Below are 16248 nucleotides of genomic sequence, written 5' to 3'. Positions count from 1 at the left end.
TTTCCCGCCGGAGTCGCCCATCCCGTGATCATCAGCCGCACGCCCTATCGCCTGTCGCTGTTCGGCGGCGGGACCGATTACCCGAAATGGTACCTGAAGCACGGCGGGGCGGTGATCGGCACGGCGATCGACAAATACTGCAATATCTCCGTCCGGCGCCTGCCGCCCTTTTTCGAGCATCGCTATCGCATCGTGTGGAGCAAGATCGAACTGGTCAACGACCTGCTCGAAATCGACCACCCGGCCGTGCGCGCAATCCTGCTCGACATGAAGGAACGCCGCGGCCTCGAAATCCACCATGACGGCGATCTGCCGGCGCGCTCGGGCCTCGGCTCGTCCTCGTCCTTTACGGTCGGTCTGCTGAACGCGCTGCACGCGATGCGCGGGCGCATGGTGTCGAAGGACGAGCTGGCGCGCGACGCGCTGCGCATCGAACAGGACGTGATCCGCGAACCCGTGGGCTCGCAGGACCAAGTTTGGGCGGCTTACGGGGGCCTCAACCGCATCGATTTCGAGCGCGACGGCTCGTTTTCCGTGACGCCCTTGATCCTGGGCCGCGAGCGCCGCGACGAGCTGGAAGGCAGCTTGATGCTGTTCTTCACCGGCTTGTCGCGCTTCGCGATGACCATGGCGAAGAAGCAGATCGCCAATATGGACGCCAAGGAGCGCAACCTGCACCGGATGCGCGAGATGGTGGACGAGGCGCAGGCGATCATCACCGCCCCCCGCCGCCCGATGCTGGAATTGGGCACGTTGCTGCTGGAAGCCTGGCGCCTCAAACGCGAATTGGCCGAGGGCGTATCGACGCCGGAGATCGACGCGATTCACGATGCCGCGATCAGCGCCGGGGCCGTCGGCGGCAAGTTGCTGGGCGCTGGCGGCGGCGGGTTCATGGCCTTCGTCGTGCCGCCGGAGAAACGCCACGCGGTGCGCGAGAAACTCAGCCATCTGATCGAGGTCGAGATCCGCGTCAACGCGCCCGGCAGCCGGATCGTGGTTTACGAGCCCGACGACGCGTTTAAGGATTAATCTCTCCACATATTCGGAGGGCACCGGTACGATTCGGGTCTCGATTCGGGACCCCGGGAGACCCATGCCCGCCACCAAGTCATCCAGGCCCAAAAAGGCCGATCCGGCCCGGCTCTACCGCGCCGTGCGGCGCATCCGCCGGGTCGAGGAGGAGGTGGCGCGCATCTACCCCTCCGACAAGATCAAAAGCCCCGTCCATCTGTCGATCGGCCAGGAAGGCATCGCCGTCGGCGTGTGCGATCCGCTGGAGCCGCGCGACGCCGTGTCCGGCACCTATCGCGGGCACGCCACGTATCTGGCCAAAGGCGGCGACCTCAACGCCATGATGGCCGAATTGTTCGGCAAGGACACGGGCTGCGCGCGCGGCAAGGGCGGCTCGATGCACCTCGTCGACATGAAGGCGAATGTGCTGGGCTGTTCGGCCGTCGTCGGCACGACCGTGCCGGTCGCCGCGGGCTTCGCGATGGCGCAGAAGATGCGCAAGACCGGCGCGGTGGTCGCGTGTTTCCTGGGCGATGGTGCGTCGGAGGAAGGGTGCTTCCCCGAAACGTTGAACTTCGCCGCCCTGCATAAGCTGCCGGTGATCTTCGTTTGCGAGAATAACGGCTTCGCGATTCACGAGCCGCTCGCCAAACGCTGGGCGACGACCAAGCTGTGCGAACGCGTGCGCACCTATGGCATTCCGGCGACGCGCTTTACCGATTCCGACACCGCGAAGATCCGCGACCATATCGCCAAGGCGTTGCCCGCGATGCGCAAAGGCGGCGGGCCGATCTTCCTCGAGTGTCTCACCTGGCGCTGGCGCGAGCATGTCGGCCCCGGCGAGGATTACGACGCCGGGTTCCGTTCGAAGGCCGATCTCGCCAAATGGCAGAAGAAGGACCCGGTCGTCGTTCTCGGCAAAAAACTCGACAAGAAACTCAAAGCGACGATCGACGCGGAGATCGAAGCCGAACTCGCCGCGGCCGTGAATTTCGCCGAGACCTCGCCTTGGCCGGACGCGAAGGAGCTGTATAGCGATGTCTTCGCGTAAGAAACTCGCCCCGCCGCCGCTGACCTGGCCCGGCCGTATGGAAGACGGGCGGCGCGTGCTGCGCTATGTCGACGCGCTGTCGGAAGCCGTGGCGCTGGAAATGGCGCGCGACGACAAGGTCTTCCTGTTCGGCCTGGACGTGGACGACCATAAATCGATCCAAGGCTCGACGCGCGGTTTGCTCGAACGCTTCGGCAAGGAACGCGTGTTCACCACACCCTTGTCGGAAGACGCGATGACAGGTGTCGCGATCGGCGCGGCGATGGCCGGGATGCGGCCGATCCATGTGCATATCCGCATGGATTTCCTGATGCTGTGCATGAACCAGATCGTCAACATCGCCAGCAAGGCGCGCTACATGTATGGCGGCCAGGTGAAAGTGCCGATGGTCGTGCGCTCGATCATCGGCAAATCCTGGGGCCAGGGCGCGCAGCACAGCCAGGCTTTGCATTCGTTGTTCATGCATTTGCCCGGCATGAAGGTCGCGGCCCCGTCCAACGCGCATGACGCGAAGGGCTGCACCATCGCCGCGATCCGCGACGACAATCCGGTGTTGATGATGGAGCATCGCCTGCTCTATCCGACCGAAGCGGTCGTCAACGAAGGCGCTTACGTGGTGCCGCCGGGGCGCAGCCGCGTATGCCGCTTCGGGCGCGACGTGACGATCGTGGGCGTGTCGAATATGGTCGTCGAAGCGTTACGCGCCGCCGAATTGCTGGCGGAAGCGGGCGTGTCTGCCGAAGTGATCGATCCGATCTGGCTCGCCCCGCTCGACAGCGAAACGATCGTCGAAAGCGCTAGGCGTACGCGCAAAGTGCTGATCGCCGATAACGGCTGGCTCAACTGTGGTGCTTCGGCCGAGATCGCGGCGCGCCTTGCCGAAGCGCTCGCCGGCGAAGGCCCGATCCAGATCAAGCGCGTGGGCTTCGCGCCCACGCCCTGCCCGCCCTCGCCCGAGTTGGAGAACGCGTTCTATCCCAACCCCGGCACGATCGCGGCGGCGGCCTATGCGCTGGCCAAGCCCGATGCGCCCGCCTGGGCGCCCGATCCGGCGGCCACGAAACTCGCCTATCAGCTTCAGTTCAAGGGTCCCTTCTGATGTTCTACGAACTCGCCACGCCGTCCTGGGGCCAGGAAGAGATCGACGCGCTGCAAGCGGTGATCGCGTCGGGCCGTTTCACGATGGGCGAGCGCGTGGCGAAGTTCGAAGCCGAGTTCGCCGCCTATCACGGCAAGAATTATGGCGTGATGGTGAATTCGGGCTCGTCGGCGAATTTGATCTCGATCGCCGCACTTGCCTATCACTCGACGCGGCCGCTGAAGCGCGGCGACGAAGTTTTGGTGCCCGCGATTTCGTGGAGCACGACCTATCACCCGCTGCAGCAATACGGCCTGAAATGCCGGTTCATCGATGTCGAGCTCGACACGCTGAACATGGACGTGTCGAAGCTGGAAGCGGCCTTGACCAAGGACACGAAGGCGCTGCTCGCCGTGTCGATCCTCGGCAATCCGTGCCAGCTCGATGTGATGCGCAAATTCTGCGACAAGCACGGGCTTTGGTTCATGGAAGACAATTGCGAATCCATGGACGCGGAATTGCCGTCGGGCCAGAAGGCCGGCACGCTCGGCGATCTCAACACGTTCAGCTTCTTCTTCTCGCACCATATCTCGACGATGGAAGGCGGGATCGTCCTGACCGACGATCTGGAGCTTTACCATCTGCTGAAATGCATGCGCGCCCATGGCTGGACGCGCGATATCCCCACGGACTCGCCGCTCTACAAGCGCGGCGCGAGCGATCATTTCGAGGCTTATCGCTTCCTGTTCCCCGGCTACAACGTGCGCCCGCTGGAAATGGAAGCGGCGGTGGGTAGCGAGCAGCTCAAGAAACTGCCCGCGATGACGGCGGCACGACGCAAGAATTTGGCGCTGTTCCAGAAGCTGTTCGCCGGCGACGAGAATTTCATCATCCAGCGCGAACACGGCAAAAGCTCGTCCTTCTGCTTCACGATGATCCTCAATCCCAAAAAGGATCTCGACCGCGAGAAGATTTTCGCGGCGCTGAAGTCGGCCGATATCGGCTTCCGCATCATCACCGGCGGCTGCTTCCTGCGCCACGACACGATCAAGTATTACGACTACTCGATCGCCGGGAACGGCACGCCGAACGCCGAACTCGCCCATGATCGCGGCTTCTTCGTCGGCAACCATCCGCAGGATTTGACGCCGCAGATCGAAACCTTGCGCCGCGTGCTGGATAAAGCCGTCGCGTAACTAACCGCGATGATAGGGATGGCCGGCGAGCAGCGAGGCCGAACGGTAAAGCTGTTCGGCCAGCATCGCGCGCGCCAGCAGATGCGGGAACACCATCGGGCCGAAGCTGAGCTTCGCGCGCGCTTTCGCGAGTAACGGGGCCGCGAGCCCATCCGCGCCGCCGATGACGAAGGCGAGATTCGCGTGGCCTTCGTCGCGAATGCGGCCCAGCAACGCCGCGAAATCCTCGGTCGACAGCGCCTTGCCTTTGGGATCGAGCGCGATCAGGGGTGCGCCATCGGGGATCTGCGCGAGCAGCTTCGCACCCTCGTCGTCCTTGCGGCGCGACGCCTCGCGTTCCTTGGTTTCGATTTCGCGGATGTCGAGCGGCCCCAGCCCGGCGGGGGCGGGTTTCAGCCGTTTCGCATATTCGGCGACGAGCGCGTCTTCCGCCGTGCCGCGGGCCTTGCCGGCCACGCAGATGATCAAGCGCATCGTCGTTCCGGCGGCGCGTGGATTGCGCCGCCGCCTTTCAATCCGTCAGGCGCGCGCTTCCGCGCGCGACCAATCGGCACCCCACATTTTTTCGATGCCGTAGTGATCGCGCAATTCGGGGCGGAACAGATGGACGATCACGTCGCCCCCGTCGATCAAAACCCAATCGCCCTGCGCCACACCCTCGACGCGGATGCTTTTCAGGCCTTTTTCTTTGAGTTTTTCGACGAGATGTTCGGCCATCGCCTGAACGTGGCGAGCCGAGAGTCCGCTGGCGACGACCATGTAATCGGCGATGGGCGTGCGGCCGGCGAGATCGATGACGACCGGATCGGCCGCCTTGTCGTCGTCCAACGTTTTTTCGACGACTTTGAGAACCGTCTTTGTGGCGCCGACGGTCTTGCGCTTCGCAGTGGCTATCTTCGCTCTCCTCGACAGGCTCGGGTGACGACGACGGTTTTCTCTGCATCGACCGTGCCGGGAACGCCCGGAACAATCATGCTTCACGTCCGTCGACCGAGCCTACCGCCCCGGTTTCGCGCGTTTGGTAAGTGCGCGCAGCCGCGTGGCGGAGGCCGGGTGGTGCCGGACGGGGAAGAACGTCCAGGAAGGCGGATCGAACGCCGCCAGGGACCGCGCCCGCGAAGGCGCGACCCGGGCTGTGGATAACGCCCGCGCCGCCTTTCCGGCCAATGCTTTGACATCATACGCGGGGCGCGCGAAGACGGCAATGACCATCGCGTGAAATATGGACCGCCAATTCTGCCAGCGATGGATCTGGCCGAGATTGTCGGCCCCCATCAGCCAGACGAAGCGCGTTTTTGGGAAACGCTGGCGCAGCACGGCAAGCGAATCGGCGGTGTAGCGCGTGCCCATTGCGGTCTCGAGCGCGAGGGCACGCAAACGCGGATCGGCCGCGCATTGCGCCTTCGTCCCCGCCAAACGCACGGCGAGCGGCGCCATGTCGCGCGCACTTTTCAGCGGGTTCTGCGGGCTGACGAGCAGCCAGACTTCGTCGAGGTCGAGGCGCTTCAACGCCTCGCGCGCGATATGGATATGCCCGTCATGCGCGGGATTGAACGACCCGCCGAGCAAACCGATGCGTTTGCGAGGGCGTCGGCCCAACGCCGGAAGCGGCAACACCAGACCGGGCGAAGGCAAGGTCACGGCCGCGTCTGACCCGCCCCGCGCAGCACGTACTTATAGGTCGTGAGCTGTTCGGCGCCCACGGGCCCGCGCGGCGGCAGGCGGCCGGTGGAAATGCCGATCTCGGCGCCGAAGCCGAATTCGGCGCCGTCGGCGAATTGCGTCGACGCGTTGTGCAGCACGATCGCGGAATCGACACGGCGCAGGAACGCGTCCGCCGCATCCTTGTCGCCCGCGATGATCGCGTCGGTATGGTGCGAGCCGTACTTGTTCACATGCGCGATGGCGTCGTCGAGCCCGGCGACGGTCTTCACCGCCAGGATCGCGTCGAGATATTCGGTCGTCCAATCGGCCTCGGTCGCGGCCACGACGCGCGTGTCGAGCTTGCGCACGTCGTCGTCGCCGCGAATTTCGCAGCCCGCCGAAATCAGATCGTCGAGGATCGCAGGGCCGTGCGTGGCCAACGCCGTGCGGTCGATCAGCAGCGTTTCGGTGGCGCCGCACACCGACACGCGGCGCATCTTCGCGTTCATCACGATCTTGCGCGCCATCTCGATATCGGCCGATTCGTGCACATAGCTGTGGCACAGGCCTTCCAGATGCGCGATCACCGGAATGCGCGTTTCCTTCATCACGCGCTCGATCAGCGACTTGCCGCCGCGCGGCACGATCGTATCGACGTAACCGTCGAGCTTCAGCAAATGCCCGACCGCCGCGCGGTCGCGCGTGGGGACGAACTGGATCGCGTCTTCCGGCAAGCCGTTGGCGGCAAGGGCCGCGCGCATGGCACCAACGATCGCCATTGAGGATTCGAAGCTTTCCTGGCCGCCGCGCAAGATGCACGCGTTGCCCGACTTCAAGCACAGCCCGCCCGCGTCGGCGGTCACGTTGGGCCGCGCTTCGTAGATGATGCCGATAACGCCGATCGGCACGGCGACGCGGCTGATCAGCAAGCCGTTGGGCCGCGTCCAGCCCGCCTGGATCGAACCGACGGGATCGGACAAACCGGCGACGTCTTCCAAGCCCTTGGCGATGGCTTCGACGCGCTTGGGATCGAGGCGCGTGCGATCGACCATCGCGGCCGAATTGCCGTTCTCCATCGCGAAGGCGATGTCGCGCGCATTGGCGGCAAGGATCGCGTCGGTCGCGGCGCGCAGCTTGTCGGCCGCGTTGCGCAACGCGGCGTTCTTGACCTTGGTCGGCGCTTGGGCGAGCACGGCGGCGGCTTCGCGCGCGCGCTTGCCCATGGCGAGCATCGTCGCCTTGAGGTCCAGGTCGGTCGAATTCGTGGCGGCGGGTTCGGCGGGCGTCATGATCGTTATCCGGCAACTTTACGGCGAAGGGCGGGCGGCGGCAAATCGCCGGCGCACGGTCGGATGGGGCGCAATGCTTTCATCGTCCCGGCCCCCCGGCCATCGCGAGATCGTCGCGATGAATCAATTCGTCGCGCCCGCGATAACCGAGCAGCTCGGCGATCTCCGCCGATTTGCGGCCCTGGATCGCGCGCGCGTCGGCGGCGGAATAGGCGCTAAGGCCCCGCGCCAATTCGCGGCCTGCCTTGTCGAGCACGCGGATCGCGTCGCCGCGATCGAATTCGCCGTCGACAGAGACGACACCGGCGGGCAACAGCGACTTGCCGCGCGCCAACGCCGCCGCCGCACCGTCGTCGACGACGACGGAACCGGCGGGTTGCACGGTCGATGCGATCCAGCGCTTGCGCGCCGAGGCGGGCGAGCCTTGCGGCATGAACCACGTCACGCGCGCACCCTGTTCGAGCGCCATCAGCGGATTGTCGCGTTTGCCGAGTGCGATCCCCATGCGGCAACCGGCCCCCAGCGCGATGCGTGCCGCGCCAAGCTTGGTGACCATGCCGCCCGACGAATAGCCGGGCCGCGCTTCGCCCGCCATCGCGAGAATCTCGGGCGTCAGCTCCGCCACTTGCGCGATGTGCTGGGCGTCGGGATTGGAATGCGGATCGGCGGTGTAAAGCCCGTCGATATCGGAGAGCAGAATCAACGTATCGGCCGAGGCCATTTGCGCGACACGCGCGGCCAAGCGATCGTTATCGCCGAAACGGATTTCCTCGGTCGCGATCGTGTCGTTCTCGTTGATGATCGGCACGGCCTTGGCGTCGAGCAGTTTCGCGACCGTCGCGCGCGCGTTCAAGTGGCGGCGGCGCGCTTCGGTATCGTCGGGCGTGAGCAGAACTTGCGCGCCGACGATACCGCGCGCGCCCAATGCTTCGGCCCAGGCATGGGCGAGCCACACTTGCCCGGTCGCGGCGGCGGCTTGCTTCTCCTCGATCTTCAAACCGCGGCGGCCGAAGCCGAGCTTCCAACGCCCGATGGCGACCGCCCCCGACGTGACGACCGCGATCTCGATGCCGCGCTTCACCAGCACGGCGATATCGTCGGCGAGCTTGTCGAGCCACGCTTTGCGGATGGCGCCCGCATCGTCGACGATCAACGCCGAACCGGTCTTCACGACCATCCGCTTCGTCGCGGTGAAGGGGGCGGCGGCGGTCATCGGTAATCGTCGTCGCGGCGCATCGCGTCGCGCGCGGCCTTGTCCTCGACGCGCCGCTCAAGCACGGGCGGAACCAGCGCACGCAGCACTTCTTTGACGCCCTTGCCCGCGGCACCCGACAGCGCCAGCACGGCATGGCCGCCGCCGCGCTTTTTCGCGGCGCGCTTCAAGGCGGCGAGTTTCTTTTTGAGGTCTTCGGGCTCGATCGCGTCGATCTTGTTGAGGCCGAGAATCTCGGGCTTGTTCTCGATCCCCGCCCCATAGGCTTCGAGCTCGTCGCGGATCTGGTTATAGGCGGCGGCGACTTTATCCTGCGTGCCGTCGATCAAATGCAGGATCGCGCCGCAACGCTCGACATGGCCCAGGAAGCGATGGCCCAAGCCCTTGCCTTCGGCCGCACCGGCGATCAATCCGGGCAGATCGGCGACGACCAATTCCTCGTCGTCGATGCGCACGACGCCCAGCTGCGGCTTCAACGTGGTGAAGGGATAATCGGCGATCTTCGGCTTGGCCGAGGTCGTGGCCGCGAGGAATGTCGACTTGCCCGCATTGGGCAAACCGACAAGGCCGACATCCGCGATCAGCTTCAAACGCAGCCACAACCAGCGCTCTTCGCCGGGCCAGCCGGGCAGCGCTTTGCGCGGCGCCTGATTGGTCGAGCTTTTGTAATGCGTGTTGCCGAAGCCGCCGTCGCCGCCCTTGCACAGCATCACGCGCTGACCCGCTTCGACCATGTCGACGACCACGGTTTCCTGATCGTCTTCCAGGATCGTCGTGCCGACGGGGACTTTCAGCGTGATGTCCTGGCCCGACAGGCCGGAACGCTGGCGGCCTTCGCCGTGATGGCCCTTCTCGGCCTTGAAATGCTGCTGGTAGCGATAGTCGATCAGCGTGTTGAGATTGGCGACCGCTTCGATGAAGACCGAGCCGCCACGCCCGCCGTCGCCGCCGTCGGGCCCGCCATATTCGATGAATTTCTCGCGCCGGAAGCTGACGGCGCCCGCACCGCCGTCGCCGGACTTCACGAAGATTTTGCACTGATCGAGAAACTTCATCCTGCGCGGGTCCTAAATGCAAGAAGGGGAGCGGCCTTGCCGGCCGCTCCCCTTCCGTAATCCGTTCGTGGCGAAGGGTCGGCGGCGCCTATTCGGCGGCGGCCGGCACCGGAGCCACGTCGATCGAGACGATCGTCTTGCCGCCGGCCTTGTGGAACTTCACCTTGCCCGGCTTCAGCGCGAACAGCGTGTGGTCGCGGCCCATGCCGACTTCCTTGCCGGCGACGTAGACCGTGCCGCGCTGACGCACGAGGATGTTGCCGGCGAGGACGGTCTGGCCGCCCGCGCGCTTCAACCCAAGGCGCCGGCCTTCGGTATCGCGGCCGTTGCGGGAAGAACCGCCTGCTTTTTTATGTGCCATAGCTCGTGCTCCCTCAGGCGACCTTGATGTCGACGATGCGCAGCGTCGTTTCGAACTGGCGATGGCCGTTCTTGCGGCGCGAGTTCTTGCGGCGGCGCTTCTTGAAGACCAGGACCTTGTCGCCCTTGCCTTGCTCGAGAACGGTCGCGGTGACCGAAGCGCCGGCCAGCGTCGGCGCGCCGACCTTGGCGGTGGCGCCGTCGACGACCATCAGAACGTCGCTCAGTTCGACCGTCTTACCGGCCTCGCCGGCCAGCTTCTCGACGACGACGACGTCGTTCTTGGCGACTTTGTATTGCTTGCCGCCGGTGCGGATGACTGCGTACATCTTGCCGTTCTCCAGGTTCCGCGTATCCGGGCGGCCGAAGGGCCAAGGACGACGAAACCGCGCAAAAAACCGGCCGCGACGAGCCTTGAAGGGCCCTCGCGGCGTGAGGGCGCGGAATATACGCGGGTTCTCGGGCCTGTCAAGCGCGCAAGGGGGTGTCGGCACACACCCGTTAAGCGCTTGATCGGCCAAGTATAGTCGATTGCGGACAGGACCTGCAAACCCTGCTACACCCCGGCCTTCGATGACCCAAACCGCCCCTTCGGGAGCGGCCCGGCTGCTGCGCTGGGCCTGGATCCCCGTCACCCTGGCCGCTGTGGCGGGGCTGGCCCTGCTGGTCGACTGGAAAACGGTCGGGCGGGAATTGGCGGGCGCCTCGCTGCCCGAACTTGCCGCCATGCTGGCGATCTGGGGCCTGTGGCTCGCCGTGCGGCCGATGCGCATGCGCATGTTCGTGCGCGCGACCGGCCACGGCAACCGGCTGACGGTCAACGACGCTTTCGGCACGCATGCGGTCGGCAACTCGGTCAATTCGCTGTTGCCCATGCGCGCGGGCGAAGTCGCGATGATCTGGCTTTTGCACAAGCGCGCCAACGTGCCGGCGGGCAGCGGCGCCTCGGCGATCGTGCTCGACCGGCTGTGCGATCTGTTCGGCGCGCTGGGTTTGCTGCTGATCGCGATGTCGCGCATGTCGCAGATGCCGGCAACGATTTCGCAAGGCGTGCCGATTTTCGCGGCCGCGCTGATCGCAAGCCTGGTCGTGTTCGCGATCGGCTTGCGATATCGCGGCTTTGCGTTGCGCCTGGCCGCGCGTTTCTTGCCAGCGCGTCTGATCGCGCCGCTCGGCCATTTGCTCGACGGGTTGAGCGTGCTCGCCAGGCCGCGCGTGGCGCTGGGCGCCGTCTTGTGGACGGCCGCGATTTGGAGCTTGATCGCCGCATCCTTCTATTTCGGCATGGACGCGATCCTGCCCGATCTGCGCCCGACCATGGCGATCTTCACCGTCGCGGTGATCTCGCTCGCCTTCCTGGTGCCCGCCGCCCCCGGCGGGATCGGCGTGTTCCATGCGGCGGCGGTGTTCGCGCTGTCGATCTTCGGCGTGCCGGCGGAAGCCGCCCTCGCCTTCGCCATCCTCACCCACGCGCTGACCTTCGTGTTCGGCCTGTGCGTGGCGCTCGCCTGGGTGTTGGCGAACGGGATCAACCCCCGAATCCTGACCCACCGCGTCGACGAAGCCCCGGATTCCAAAGGCGAATGACGACACTTGCCCGGCGGGACGTTCGGGGTTAGGTTCCCGGCCCTTCGAGACCGCGAAGACGTTGCGGACAGGTGGCCGAGTGGCTGAAGGCGTCAGTCTCGAAAACTGAAATACCGGCAACGGTATCGTGGGTTCGAATCCCACCCTGTCCGCCACTTCTTGTTTCTCAGCGTCTCACCCCGTCCGGGGTGCCTCCAAAAACCCCAATAAAACGTGCTTCCGATGCCTTGCCGCTCCAAGGCGTCTCGGGCAAGCTCAATCCGATTTGTGGATCGGTTTGTGGACCAAAAGTGGGGCGGACACATGGCGCGGCAACTTCACAAGCTCAATCCGAAACGGATTGCTGCCATCAAGGAGCCCGGTCTCTACGGCGACGGCGGGGGCCTGGGGCTCCGGGTTTACCCCCACGGCGGCCGGGCTTGGACGCTGCGCTACATGATCGCTGGCAAGGCCCGAGAAATGGGTCTGGGCAACGCGGGCGACGTTTCCTTAGCCCGCGCCCGCGAACTCGCGGCAATGGCGCGGGCCTCTCTCGCAGAGGGGCGCGATCCCCTTGGCGAGCGCGCTAAGGCAGATGCAGAGCGCGCCGCCGAAGAGGCGCGTGCGACGACCTTCGAGAGTTTTGCGCGCACGTTCATCGGTCGCCGCAAGGCGGAGTGGGCCAACGAAAAGCACGCCGCGCAATGGCTGGCGACCCTCGAAGCCTACGCCTTCCCCACCATTGGCAAAGTGTCTGTCGCGGACGTTGATACCGGGATGGTGCTGGAATTACTCAACGCAGTTTGGGTGTCCAAGCCCGAAACGGCGCGTCGCGTGCGCGGCCGGATTGAAACCATCCTTGATGCGGCCCGCGTTGAGGGAAAGCGAACGGGCGAAAACCCGGCACGCTGGCGCGGTCATCTGCAAGTGCTTTTGCCGAACCCGCGCAAGGTGCGCGTGGTGCTGCATCATGCGTCGCTTGGCTATGCGGCTTTGCCGGAGTTTATGGCGAAGCTAAGGGCGCAGCCCGGCGAAGCCGCGCGCGCGCTCCGCTTCGCGATCCTCACCGCTGCGCGGACCGGCGAGATCATCGGCGCGACTTGGAGCGAGATCGATTTAGAAAAGCGCGAGTGGCGCGTGCCCGCATCGCGGATGAAGGCGAAGCGCGAGCATCGTGTGCCCCTATCCGCTGAGGCTATCGCAATCCTGAAAGAGCAACTCGCGCTGCGCAAAGAGGAGAAGATCGAACTCTCCGCCGATCACTATGTTTTCGGTGTGCCGGGGCAAGGTCTGTCGAATGGCGCCATGTTGGCGCTCATCAATCGAATGGAACTGAGCGGGATCATCACGCCGCACGGCTTCCGCTCTACCTTCCGCACTTGGACCGCCGAACAGACTGCCTATCCGCGTGAGATAGCGGAAGCCGCACTCGCGCATGCCAACGGTGACGAGGTTGAGGCCGCGTATCAGCGCAGCGATTTCTTCGAGCGCCGCCGCAAGCTGATGGCCGAATGGGCGGAGTTTGCGACCAGCCCGGCGATGGAGAAACCGAAGCGGGGGAAAGTCGTTTCGATTGGGGCGCGCAATGGCAAGTGATGCGAAGATCGTGCAGTCGAAAATTCGAGGCCAAGCGCAGAAGGCATACGCAAAGGAATTGCTGCGCCGCTATCGGGCAACCGGCAATCCCTTCATTCTGATTGAAGCGCTGTTGTCTGGGACGAAAGGTGAGATCGCTCGCGAAGCGAAGAAATGGCTTCGCGGATCATTGGCGATAGCGCTAGGCGTTGCCGTTGGAAGTAAGCGCGGGAAGCCCGCTGATATCGCTGGCGCATTCGGCATTAACGCCAAGCATATTCGTGAAGCTCATTCCGAATTTCGTGATGCGACGATTCGCCGGGCGGTCGCGGGCCGCAACAAAAAAGCCGAGACGATTGACGATGCCGTCTCTGCACTGACCGATGGCATTCCGGGCCTGCATGGTCCCGTCATTCGCAATGTGAGTAACTCGACTGGCGCACGCATCGCGAAATCGAAGCCTCGCTATAAATGGTGACGTTTCGGGCCCTCACATTGTGACCGGTATTGATAGGTGATTTTGGGCAACCTCTACGGACGCCGTGCGACGCGGCGAACCGCAAAGGAATAGCCGCCCATGCCGAACGACCCCACCCAAATCCCGCCCGCCGCTCTGACCATCCGCGAAGCCGCCGCCTATGCGCGCGTGAGCCGCGCGACCCTTTATCGCATCCTCGCCATTCCCGGTTCCCCGTTGCGCACGGCGAAAATCGGCGCGCGCCGCGTGGTGTTGCGCGAGAGTCTCGACGCCCTTTTGGCTATCGGCGCGGTGATCCCCAACACCCACGCCGCCGCTTAAGGCGCCCCAATGGCACGCGGCAAATTCATCGTGGACCGGGCGATTCTGGCGCATCCCGCACTCCAGGATCGCCGCGCGCCGCGCTGGTGCCGCCGCGCCGCATTTGTCGATTTGGTCTCGATGGCGTGCTGGAAGCCGCACAAGGTCGATATCATCGATAAGACTGTCATCTTGGAACGCGGCGAACTCTCGCATTCGACCCGCTACCTGGCAGATCGCTGGGGGTGGAGCGAGGCCGGGGTACGGCGGTTTCTTGATCGTCTTCAAACTGACGGGCTGATCGTCGCAGCGGCCGACGCAGGCCAGACTGTCATCCGTATCAAGAATTACCATGAAATGCAGCGTCTCGATAACACGAGCGACGCAGTGACCGACGCGCCGACCGTCGCAGAAGCGACGCAGGTCCGTCGCAAAGAAGAACACCAGGATAAACACCGGGAAGACCCGAAAAAGGACGGCGTCGTTGATCACGGCCGTGAACGGCCGTCGATTGTCGCTCTTCCTGAAACTGGCATGCCGATGTGTAAAAACATCAAAGTCAAGAAGAGCACCACGAATAGTAATCGCGTTTTCGAGTTGAAGGAAATCGTCCCTAGGAACATCACGATTGACGATGCAGTCAGTTCGCTTCTGAACGGCTTTTCGATTGCTTCTCCCGAGTTCTCGCCGACCGAAATCCAGAGAACGGAGTTCAAAGCGCTTCTCGCGCCCGCGCCGTATGGGAATTTGGTTAAGGTGCTGAGCGCCCTGGAGCGCGTCGTCTTGCCGCATAGCGGCACCCACAGAATCACAAATCCGGCGCGCTGGTGCAGGGGCGCAATCGAAAATCAAGACAACGGCGGGCTCAATGTTGCCGCCGAATGATCGTGCGCCCGTTTTCGGCGGGCGTGCATGGGGGCGGCGCTTCCCGGCGCCGTGCGCAAGCCGCCGCTTGATTCTTTCGCCAGCGTCAAGCGGCGCCCCGCTCTCTCTCAAAACCTGAAAGGACAGATCATGCCCACCGTCGAAAAACTCCCCTCTCCCTCCCAAGTGGCGCAAGCTCGCGCGCGTCTTGAAATCCTCGCGCGGTCGCTTGGCGATCTTCGTGCGACCGAGGCACAAATCCTTGCCGAGCGCCGGTCGCTGATGCCGTTGCATCCGCGCGACCACGTGGGGGCCTTGTCGCTTCGCGATCTCGACGGCCGCCATCTTTCGGTCGCGAACAAAATTCGCGAGACCGAAGAGCAAGCGCGCGAACTCGCCGCCGTCGTCGAAGATCACGACCGCCGTGAGGCGATCACGCGCGCCCGCGAACAGCAAACCCAAGACGCGCAAGATCGCACTCGGGCGGCCGAACTCGCGGCCGAGCGCATCGAGATCGCGCGCACGATCGATGCGGCCATTTCCGAACTGGCGAAGGCTTTCGCCGACTTCGAGCGTGTGGGCATTGCGCTTTCGACCTTCGAACACGTCACAGGCTTGGCCTCACAGAACCTCCGCGCTGAGCGGTCCGTGAAATGCGCCCTCGCGGCGCAGAACGAAGCCCTCGCGCGCTTGCTCGGCTTCGAGCGCTTCGCGCACGGCGACCCGCGCCCGCTCGCTGCCTCCCAGGCCGAGTTGCTCGCGCGCATCGTCCCGCCCGCCGTCATCGCGGCGGAGTGAACGTAAAACCACAGGAGAAAATCAAATGACTGCCATGAGCTTTTTGGAAGTGCTTGAACGCGATGCCCCTGATCTTCACGCGAAGATCGACAAACGCCGCTGGCGTTGGCGCACGCCGATTGCGAAGGCTGCGCCGACGATCCCGCTTCGCCGCATTGAAACCCCGCGTTCCTCTTCGAGCATCGCCGTCGAGATCAGCGAAAAGGTGCAGGGCATGCGCAAGCCCGGCGAAACGATCTCGGAAGCTTGGGCGCGGGCCGGTAACGATCCTGAAGTGAACCGCCTCTATGCCGAGCACCGGGCCGCGCAAGATCGCGAGGCCGGGCGCTCTTCTGGCCCCAGCACGCCTGAAGCGGCGGCCAACACGCGCGCCGGGATCGAAGCCGAGATCGATGCGCTTGCGCGCCGTGTGCAGGCGGAAAACCCCGGCCTGACCTTCGCGCAAAGCTATGCGCGGGCGCTGGAACTCGATGCCGGCCTCTATGTCCGCTATCGCGCCGCGCATGGCGTTGCCTCGCGGCCGGTCGCGAAAGGCGAAGGTGAAGCGCTCGCGGCCCTGGACGATGCGAAGCGCGCGAGGGCGGAGATTGCGGAGATCGAGGCGAAGATCGAAGCCGTCGCGCGCAAGCTCCGCAACGCCGATCCCAGCCTCACCAAAGAGCGGGCGCTTGGGCTGGCCTGGGAACACTCCCAGGACGAGTACCGCCGCTGGCTGCTCGCCAAAGAGCGGGCGAAGCGCGCTTAGCGACCACAAAACGGCCCGCGAAAGG

The 16248-nt window shown here is 64.7% G+C and carries 19 protein-coding genes and 1 tRNA gene; 12 read left to right on the top strand and 8 right to left on the bottom strand.

The features are described 5' to 3' along the window. Nucleotides 1-24 precede the first annotated feature (24 nt). From J0H39_03955 to J0H39_03940, 4 genes are all read left to right on the top strand, one after another. Entirely contained in the window at nucleotides 25-1029 is a 1005-nt protein-coding gene (locus J0H39_03955; GenBank protein MBN9495887.1) for a kinase, read from the top strand. Nucleotides 1030-1093: 64 nt separating this feature from the next. Beyond that, nucleotides 1094-2062 (top strand): thiamine pyrophosphate-dependent dehydrogenase E1 component subunit alpha, encoded by a 969-nt coding sequence (locus J0H39_03950; GenBank protein ID MBN9495886.1) that lies wholly within the window; start codon nucleotides 1094-1096, stop codon nucleotides 2060-2062. A 37-nt stretch (nucleotides 2063-2099) separates the two neighbouring features. Beyond that, nucleotides 2100-3161 carry an alpha-ketoacid dehydrogenase subunit beta gene (locus J0H39_03945; GenBank protein MBN9495885.1) on the top strand — a complete coding sequence of 354 codons (1062 nt, stop codon included), beginning with the start codon at nucleotides 2100-2102 and terminating at the stop codon, nucleotides 3159-3161. Continuing rightward, nucleotides 3161-4336, top strand: coding sequence for a DegT/DnrJ/EryC1/StrS family aminotransferase (locus J0H39_03940; protein MBN9495884.1), 1176 nt, complete (start codon nucleotides 3161-3163; stop codon nucleotides 4334-4336). Before J0H39_03945 ends, J0H39_03940 begins: the two co-directional genes overlap by 1 nt. Here J0H39_03940 and rlmH read toward each other — a convergent pair whose 3' ends face one another. The 8 genes from rlmH to rplU form a co-directional block, all read right to left on the bottom strand. Then, complete coding sequence (gene rlmH, locus J0H39_03935; GenBank protein ID MBN9495883.1) at nucleotides 4337-4810, bottom strand: 23S rRNA (pseudouridine(1915)-N(3))-methyltransferase RlmH; 474 nt, start codon at nucleotides 4808-4810, stop codon at nucleotides 4337-4339. It abuts the gene before it with no gap. Nucleotides 4811-4855: 45 nt separating this feature from the next. Then, on the bottom strand, nucleotides 4856-5248 hold the full coding sequence (gene rsfS / locus J0H39_03930; GenBank protein ID MBN9495882.1) for a ribosome silencing factor: 393 nt from the start codon (nucleotides 5246-5248) through the stop codon (nucleotides 4856-4858). A gap of 84 nt (nucleotides 5249-5332) precedes the next feature. After that, on the bottom strand, nucleotides 5333-5950 hold the full coding sequence (locus J0H39_03925) for a nicotinate-nucleotide adenylyltransferase (protein MBN9495881.1): 618 nt from the start codon (nucleotides 5948-5950) through the stop codon (nucleotides 5333-5335). Between the two features lie 23 nt (nucleotides 5951-5973). Beyond that, the gene (locus J0H39_03920; GenBank protein ID MBN9495880.1) at nucleotides 5974-7269 is read right to left on the bottom strand and encodes a glutamate-5-semialdehyde dehydrogenase; all 1296 of its coding nucleotides are present in this window, start codon (nucleotides 7267-7269) and stop codon (nucleotides 5974-5976) included. A 79-nt stretch (nucleotides 7270-7348) separates the two neighbouring features. Further along, nucleotides 7349-8482, bottom strand: coding sequence for a glutamate 5-kinase (locus J0H39_03915; protein MBN9495879.1), 1134 nt, complete (start codon nucleotides 8480-8482; stop codon nucleotides 7349-7351). Then, on the bottom strand, nucleotides 8479-9537 hold the full coding sequence (obgE, locus tag J0H39_03910) for a GTPase ObgE (GenBank protein ID MBN9495878.1): 1059 nt from the start codon (nucleotides 9535-9537) through the stop codon (nucleotides 8479-8481). The genes J0H39_03915 and obgE overlap by 4 nt, the downstream gene beginning before the upstream one ends. 88 nt (nucleotides 9538-9625) lie before the next feature. Further along, nucleotides 9626-9898 (bottom strand): 50S ribosomal protein L27, encoded by a 273-nt coding sequence (rpmA, locus tag J0H39_03905; protein MBN9495877.1) that lies wholly within the window; start codon nucleotides 9896-9898, stop codon nucleotides 9626-9628. A 13-nt stretch (nucleotides 9899-9911) separates the two neighbouring features. After that, on the bottom strand, nucleotides 9912-10226 hold the full coding sequence (gene rplU / locus J0H39_03900) for a 50S ribosomal protein L21 (protein MBN9495876.1): 315 nt from the start codon (nucleotides 10224-10226) through the stop codon (nucleotides 9912-9914). Nucleotides 10227-10470: 244 nt separating this feature from the next. On the opposite strand from rplU, the gene J0H39_03895 reads away from it, so the two are divergent. The 8 genes from J0H39_03895 (at nucleotide 10471) to J0H39_03860 (ending at nucleotide 16223) form a co-directional block, all read left to right on the top strand. After that, complete coding sequence (locus tag J0H39_03895; protein ID MBN9495875.1) at nucleotides 10471-11484, top strand: flippase-like domain-containing protein; 1014 nt, start codon at nucleotides 10471-10473, stop codon at nucleotides 11482-11484. A gap of 65 nt (nucleotides 11485-11549) precedes the next feature. Beyond that, a tRNA-Ser gene (locus J0H39_03890) sits at nucleotides 11550-11639 on the top strand. Between the two features lie 148 nt (nucleotides 11640-11787). Beyond that, nucleotides 11788-13059, top strand: a complete 1272-nt coding sequence (locus J0H39_03885; GenBank protein ID MBN9495874.1) for a tyrosine-type recombinase/integrase — start codon at nucleotides 11788-11790, stop codon at nucleotides 13057-13059. Then, nucleotides 13049-13516: a hypothetical protein gene (locus tag J0H39_03880; GenBank protein ID MBN9495873.1), complete on the top strand. Its 468-nt coding sequence runs from the start codon at nucleotides 13049-13051 to the stop codon at nucleotides 13514-13516. Before J0H39_03885 ends, J0H39_03880 begins: the two co-directional genes overlap by 11 nt. 99 nt (nucleotides 13517-13615) lie before the next feature. Further along, nucleotides 13616-13837: a helix-turn-helix domain-containing protein gene (locus J0H39_03875; GenBank protein MBN9495872.1), complete on the top strand. Its 222-nt coding sequence runs from the start codon at nucleotides 13616-13618 to the stop codon at nucleotides 13835-13837. A gap of 9 nt (nucleotides 13838-13846) precedes the next feature. Beyond that, a complete protein-coding gene (locus J0H39_03870) occupies nucleotides 13847-14701 on the top strand; it encodes a hypothetical protein (protein ID MBN9495871.1) in 855 nt (284 codons plus the stop codon). A 129-nt stretch (nucleotides 14702-14830) separates the two neighbouring features. Further along, nucleotides 14831-15478: a hypothetical protein gene (locus tag J0H39_03865; GenBank protein ID MBN9495870.1), complete on the top strand. Its 648-nt coding sequence runs from the start codon at nucleotides 14831-14833 to the stop codon at nucleotides 15476-15478. Between the two features lie 25 nt (nucleotides 15479-15503). Further along, nucleotides 15504-16223, top strand: a complete 720-nt coding sequence (locus tag J0H39_03860) for a hypothetical protein (protein MBN9495869.1) — start codon at nucleotides 15504-15506, stop codon at nucleotides 16221-16223. Nucleotides 16224-16248 lie beyond the last annotated feature (25 nt).

Source organism: Alphaproteobacteria bacterium (genome assembly GCA_017308135.1).
In the GTDB taxonomy this organism is placed as follows: domain Bacteria; phylum Pseudomonadota; class Alphaproteobacteria; order CACIAM-22H2; family CACIAM-22H2; genus Tagaea.
The sequence above is the reverse complement of the archived record's forward strand: the minus strand, read 5'-3'. Positions and strand labels throughout refer to the sequence as shown.

What these genes read in the sequence shown, in the direction of transcription:
- J0H39_03915 (MBN9495879.1), bottom strand. Translation starts at nt 8,482, where the DNA reads ATGACCGCCGCCGCCCCCTTCACCGCGACGAAGCGGATGGTCGTGAAG.
- J0H39_03875 (MBN9495872.1), top strand. Translation starts at nt 13,616, where the DNA reads ATGCCGAACGACCCCACCCAAATCCCGCCCGCCGCTCTGACCATCCGC.
- rplU (MBN9495876.1), bottom strand. Translation starts at nt 10,226, where the DNA reads ATGTACGCAGTCATCCGCACCGGCGGCAAGCAATACAAAGTCGCCAAG.
- J0H39_03885 (MBN9495874.1), top strand. Translation starts at nt 11,788, where the DNA reads ATGGCGCGGCAACTTCACAAGCTCAATCCGAAACGGATTGCTGCCATC.
- J0H39_03865 (MBN9495870.1), top strand. Translation starts at nt 14,831, where the DNA reads ATGCCCACCGTCGAAAAACTCCCCTCTCCCTCCCAAGTGGCGCAAGCT.
- J0H39_03950 (MBN9495886.1), top strand. Translation starts at nt 1,094, where the DNA reads ATGCCCGCCACCAAGTCATCCAGGCCCAAAAAGGCCGATCCGGCCCGG.
- J0H39_03880 (MBN9495873.1), top strand. Translation starts at nt 13,049, where the DNA reads ATGGCAAGTGATGCGAAGATCGTGCAGTCGAAAATTCGAGGCCAAGCG.
- J0H39_03895 (MBN9495875.1), top strand. Translation starts at nt 10,471, where the DNA reads ATGACCCAAACCGCCCCTTCGGGAGCGGCCCGGCTGCTGCGCTGGGCC.
- J0H39_03870 (MBN9495871.1), top strand. Translation starts at nt 13,847, where the DNA reads ATGGCACGCGGCAAATTCATCGTGGACCGGGCGATTCTGGCGCATCCC.
- J0H39_03920 (MBN9495880.1), bottom strand. Translation starts at nt 7,269, where the DNA reads ATGACGCCCGCCGAACCCGCCGCCACGAATTCGACCGACCTGGACCTC.
- J0H39_03860 (MBN9495869.1), top strand. Translation starts at nt 15,504, where the DNA reads ATGACTGCCATGAGCTTTTTGGAAGTGCTTGAACGCGATGCCCCTGAT.
- obgE (MBN9495878.1), bottom strand. Translation starts at nt 9,537, where the DNA reads ATGAAGTTTCTCGATCAGTGCAAAATCTTCGTGAAGTCCGGCGACGGC.
- J0H39_03945 (MBN9495885.1), top strand. Translation starts at nt 2,100, where the DNA reads ATGGAAGACGGGCGGCGCGTGCTGCGCTATGTCGACGCGCTGTCGGAA.
- rlmH (MBN9495883.1), bottom strand. Translation starts at nt 4,810, where the DNA reads ATGCGCTTGATCATCTGCGTGGCCGGCAAGGCCCGCGGCACGGCGGAA.
- J0H39_03940 (MBN9495884.1), top strand. Translation starts at nt 3,161, where the DNA reads ATGTTCTACGAACTCGCCACGCCGTCCTGGGGCCAGGAAGAGATCGAC.
- rpmA (MBN9495877.1), bottom strand. Translation starts at nt 9,898, where the DNA reads ATGGCACATAAAAAAGCAGGCGGTTCTTCCCGCAACGGCCGCGATACC.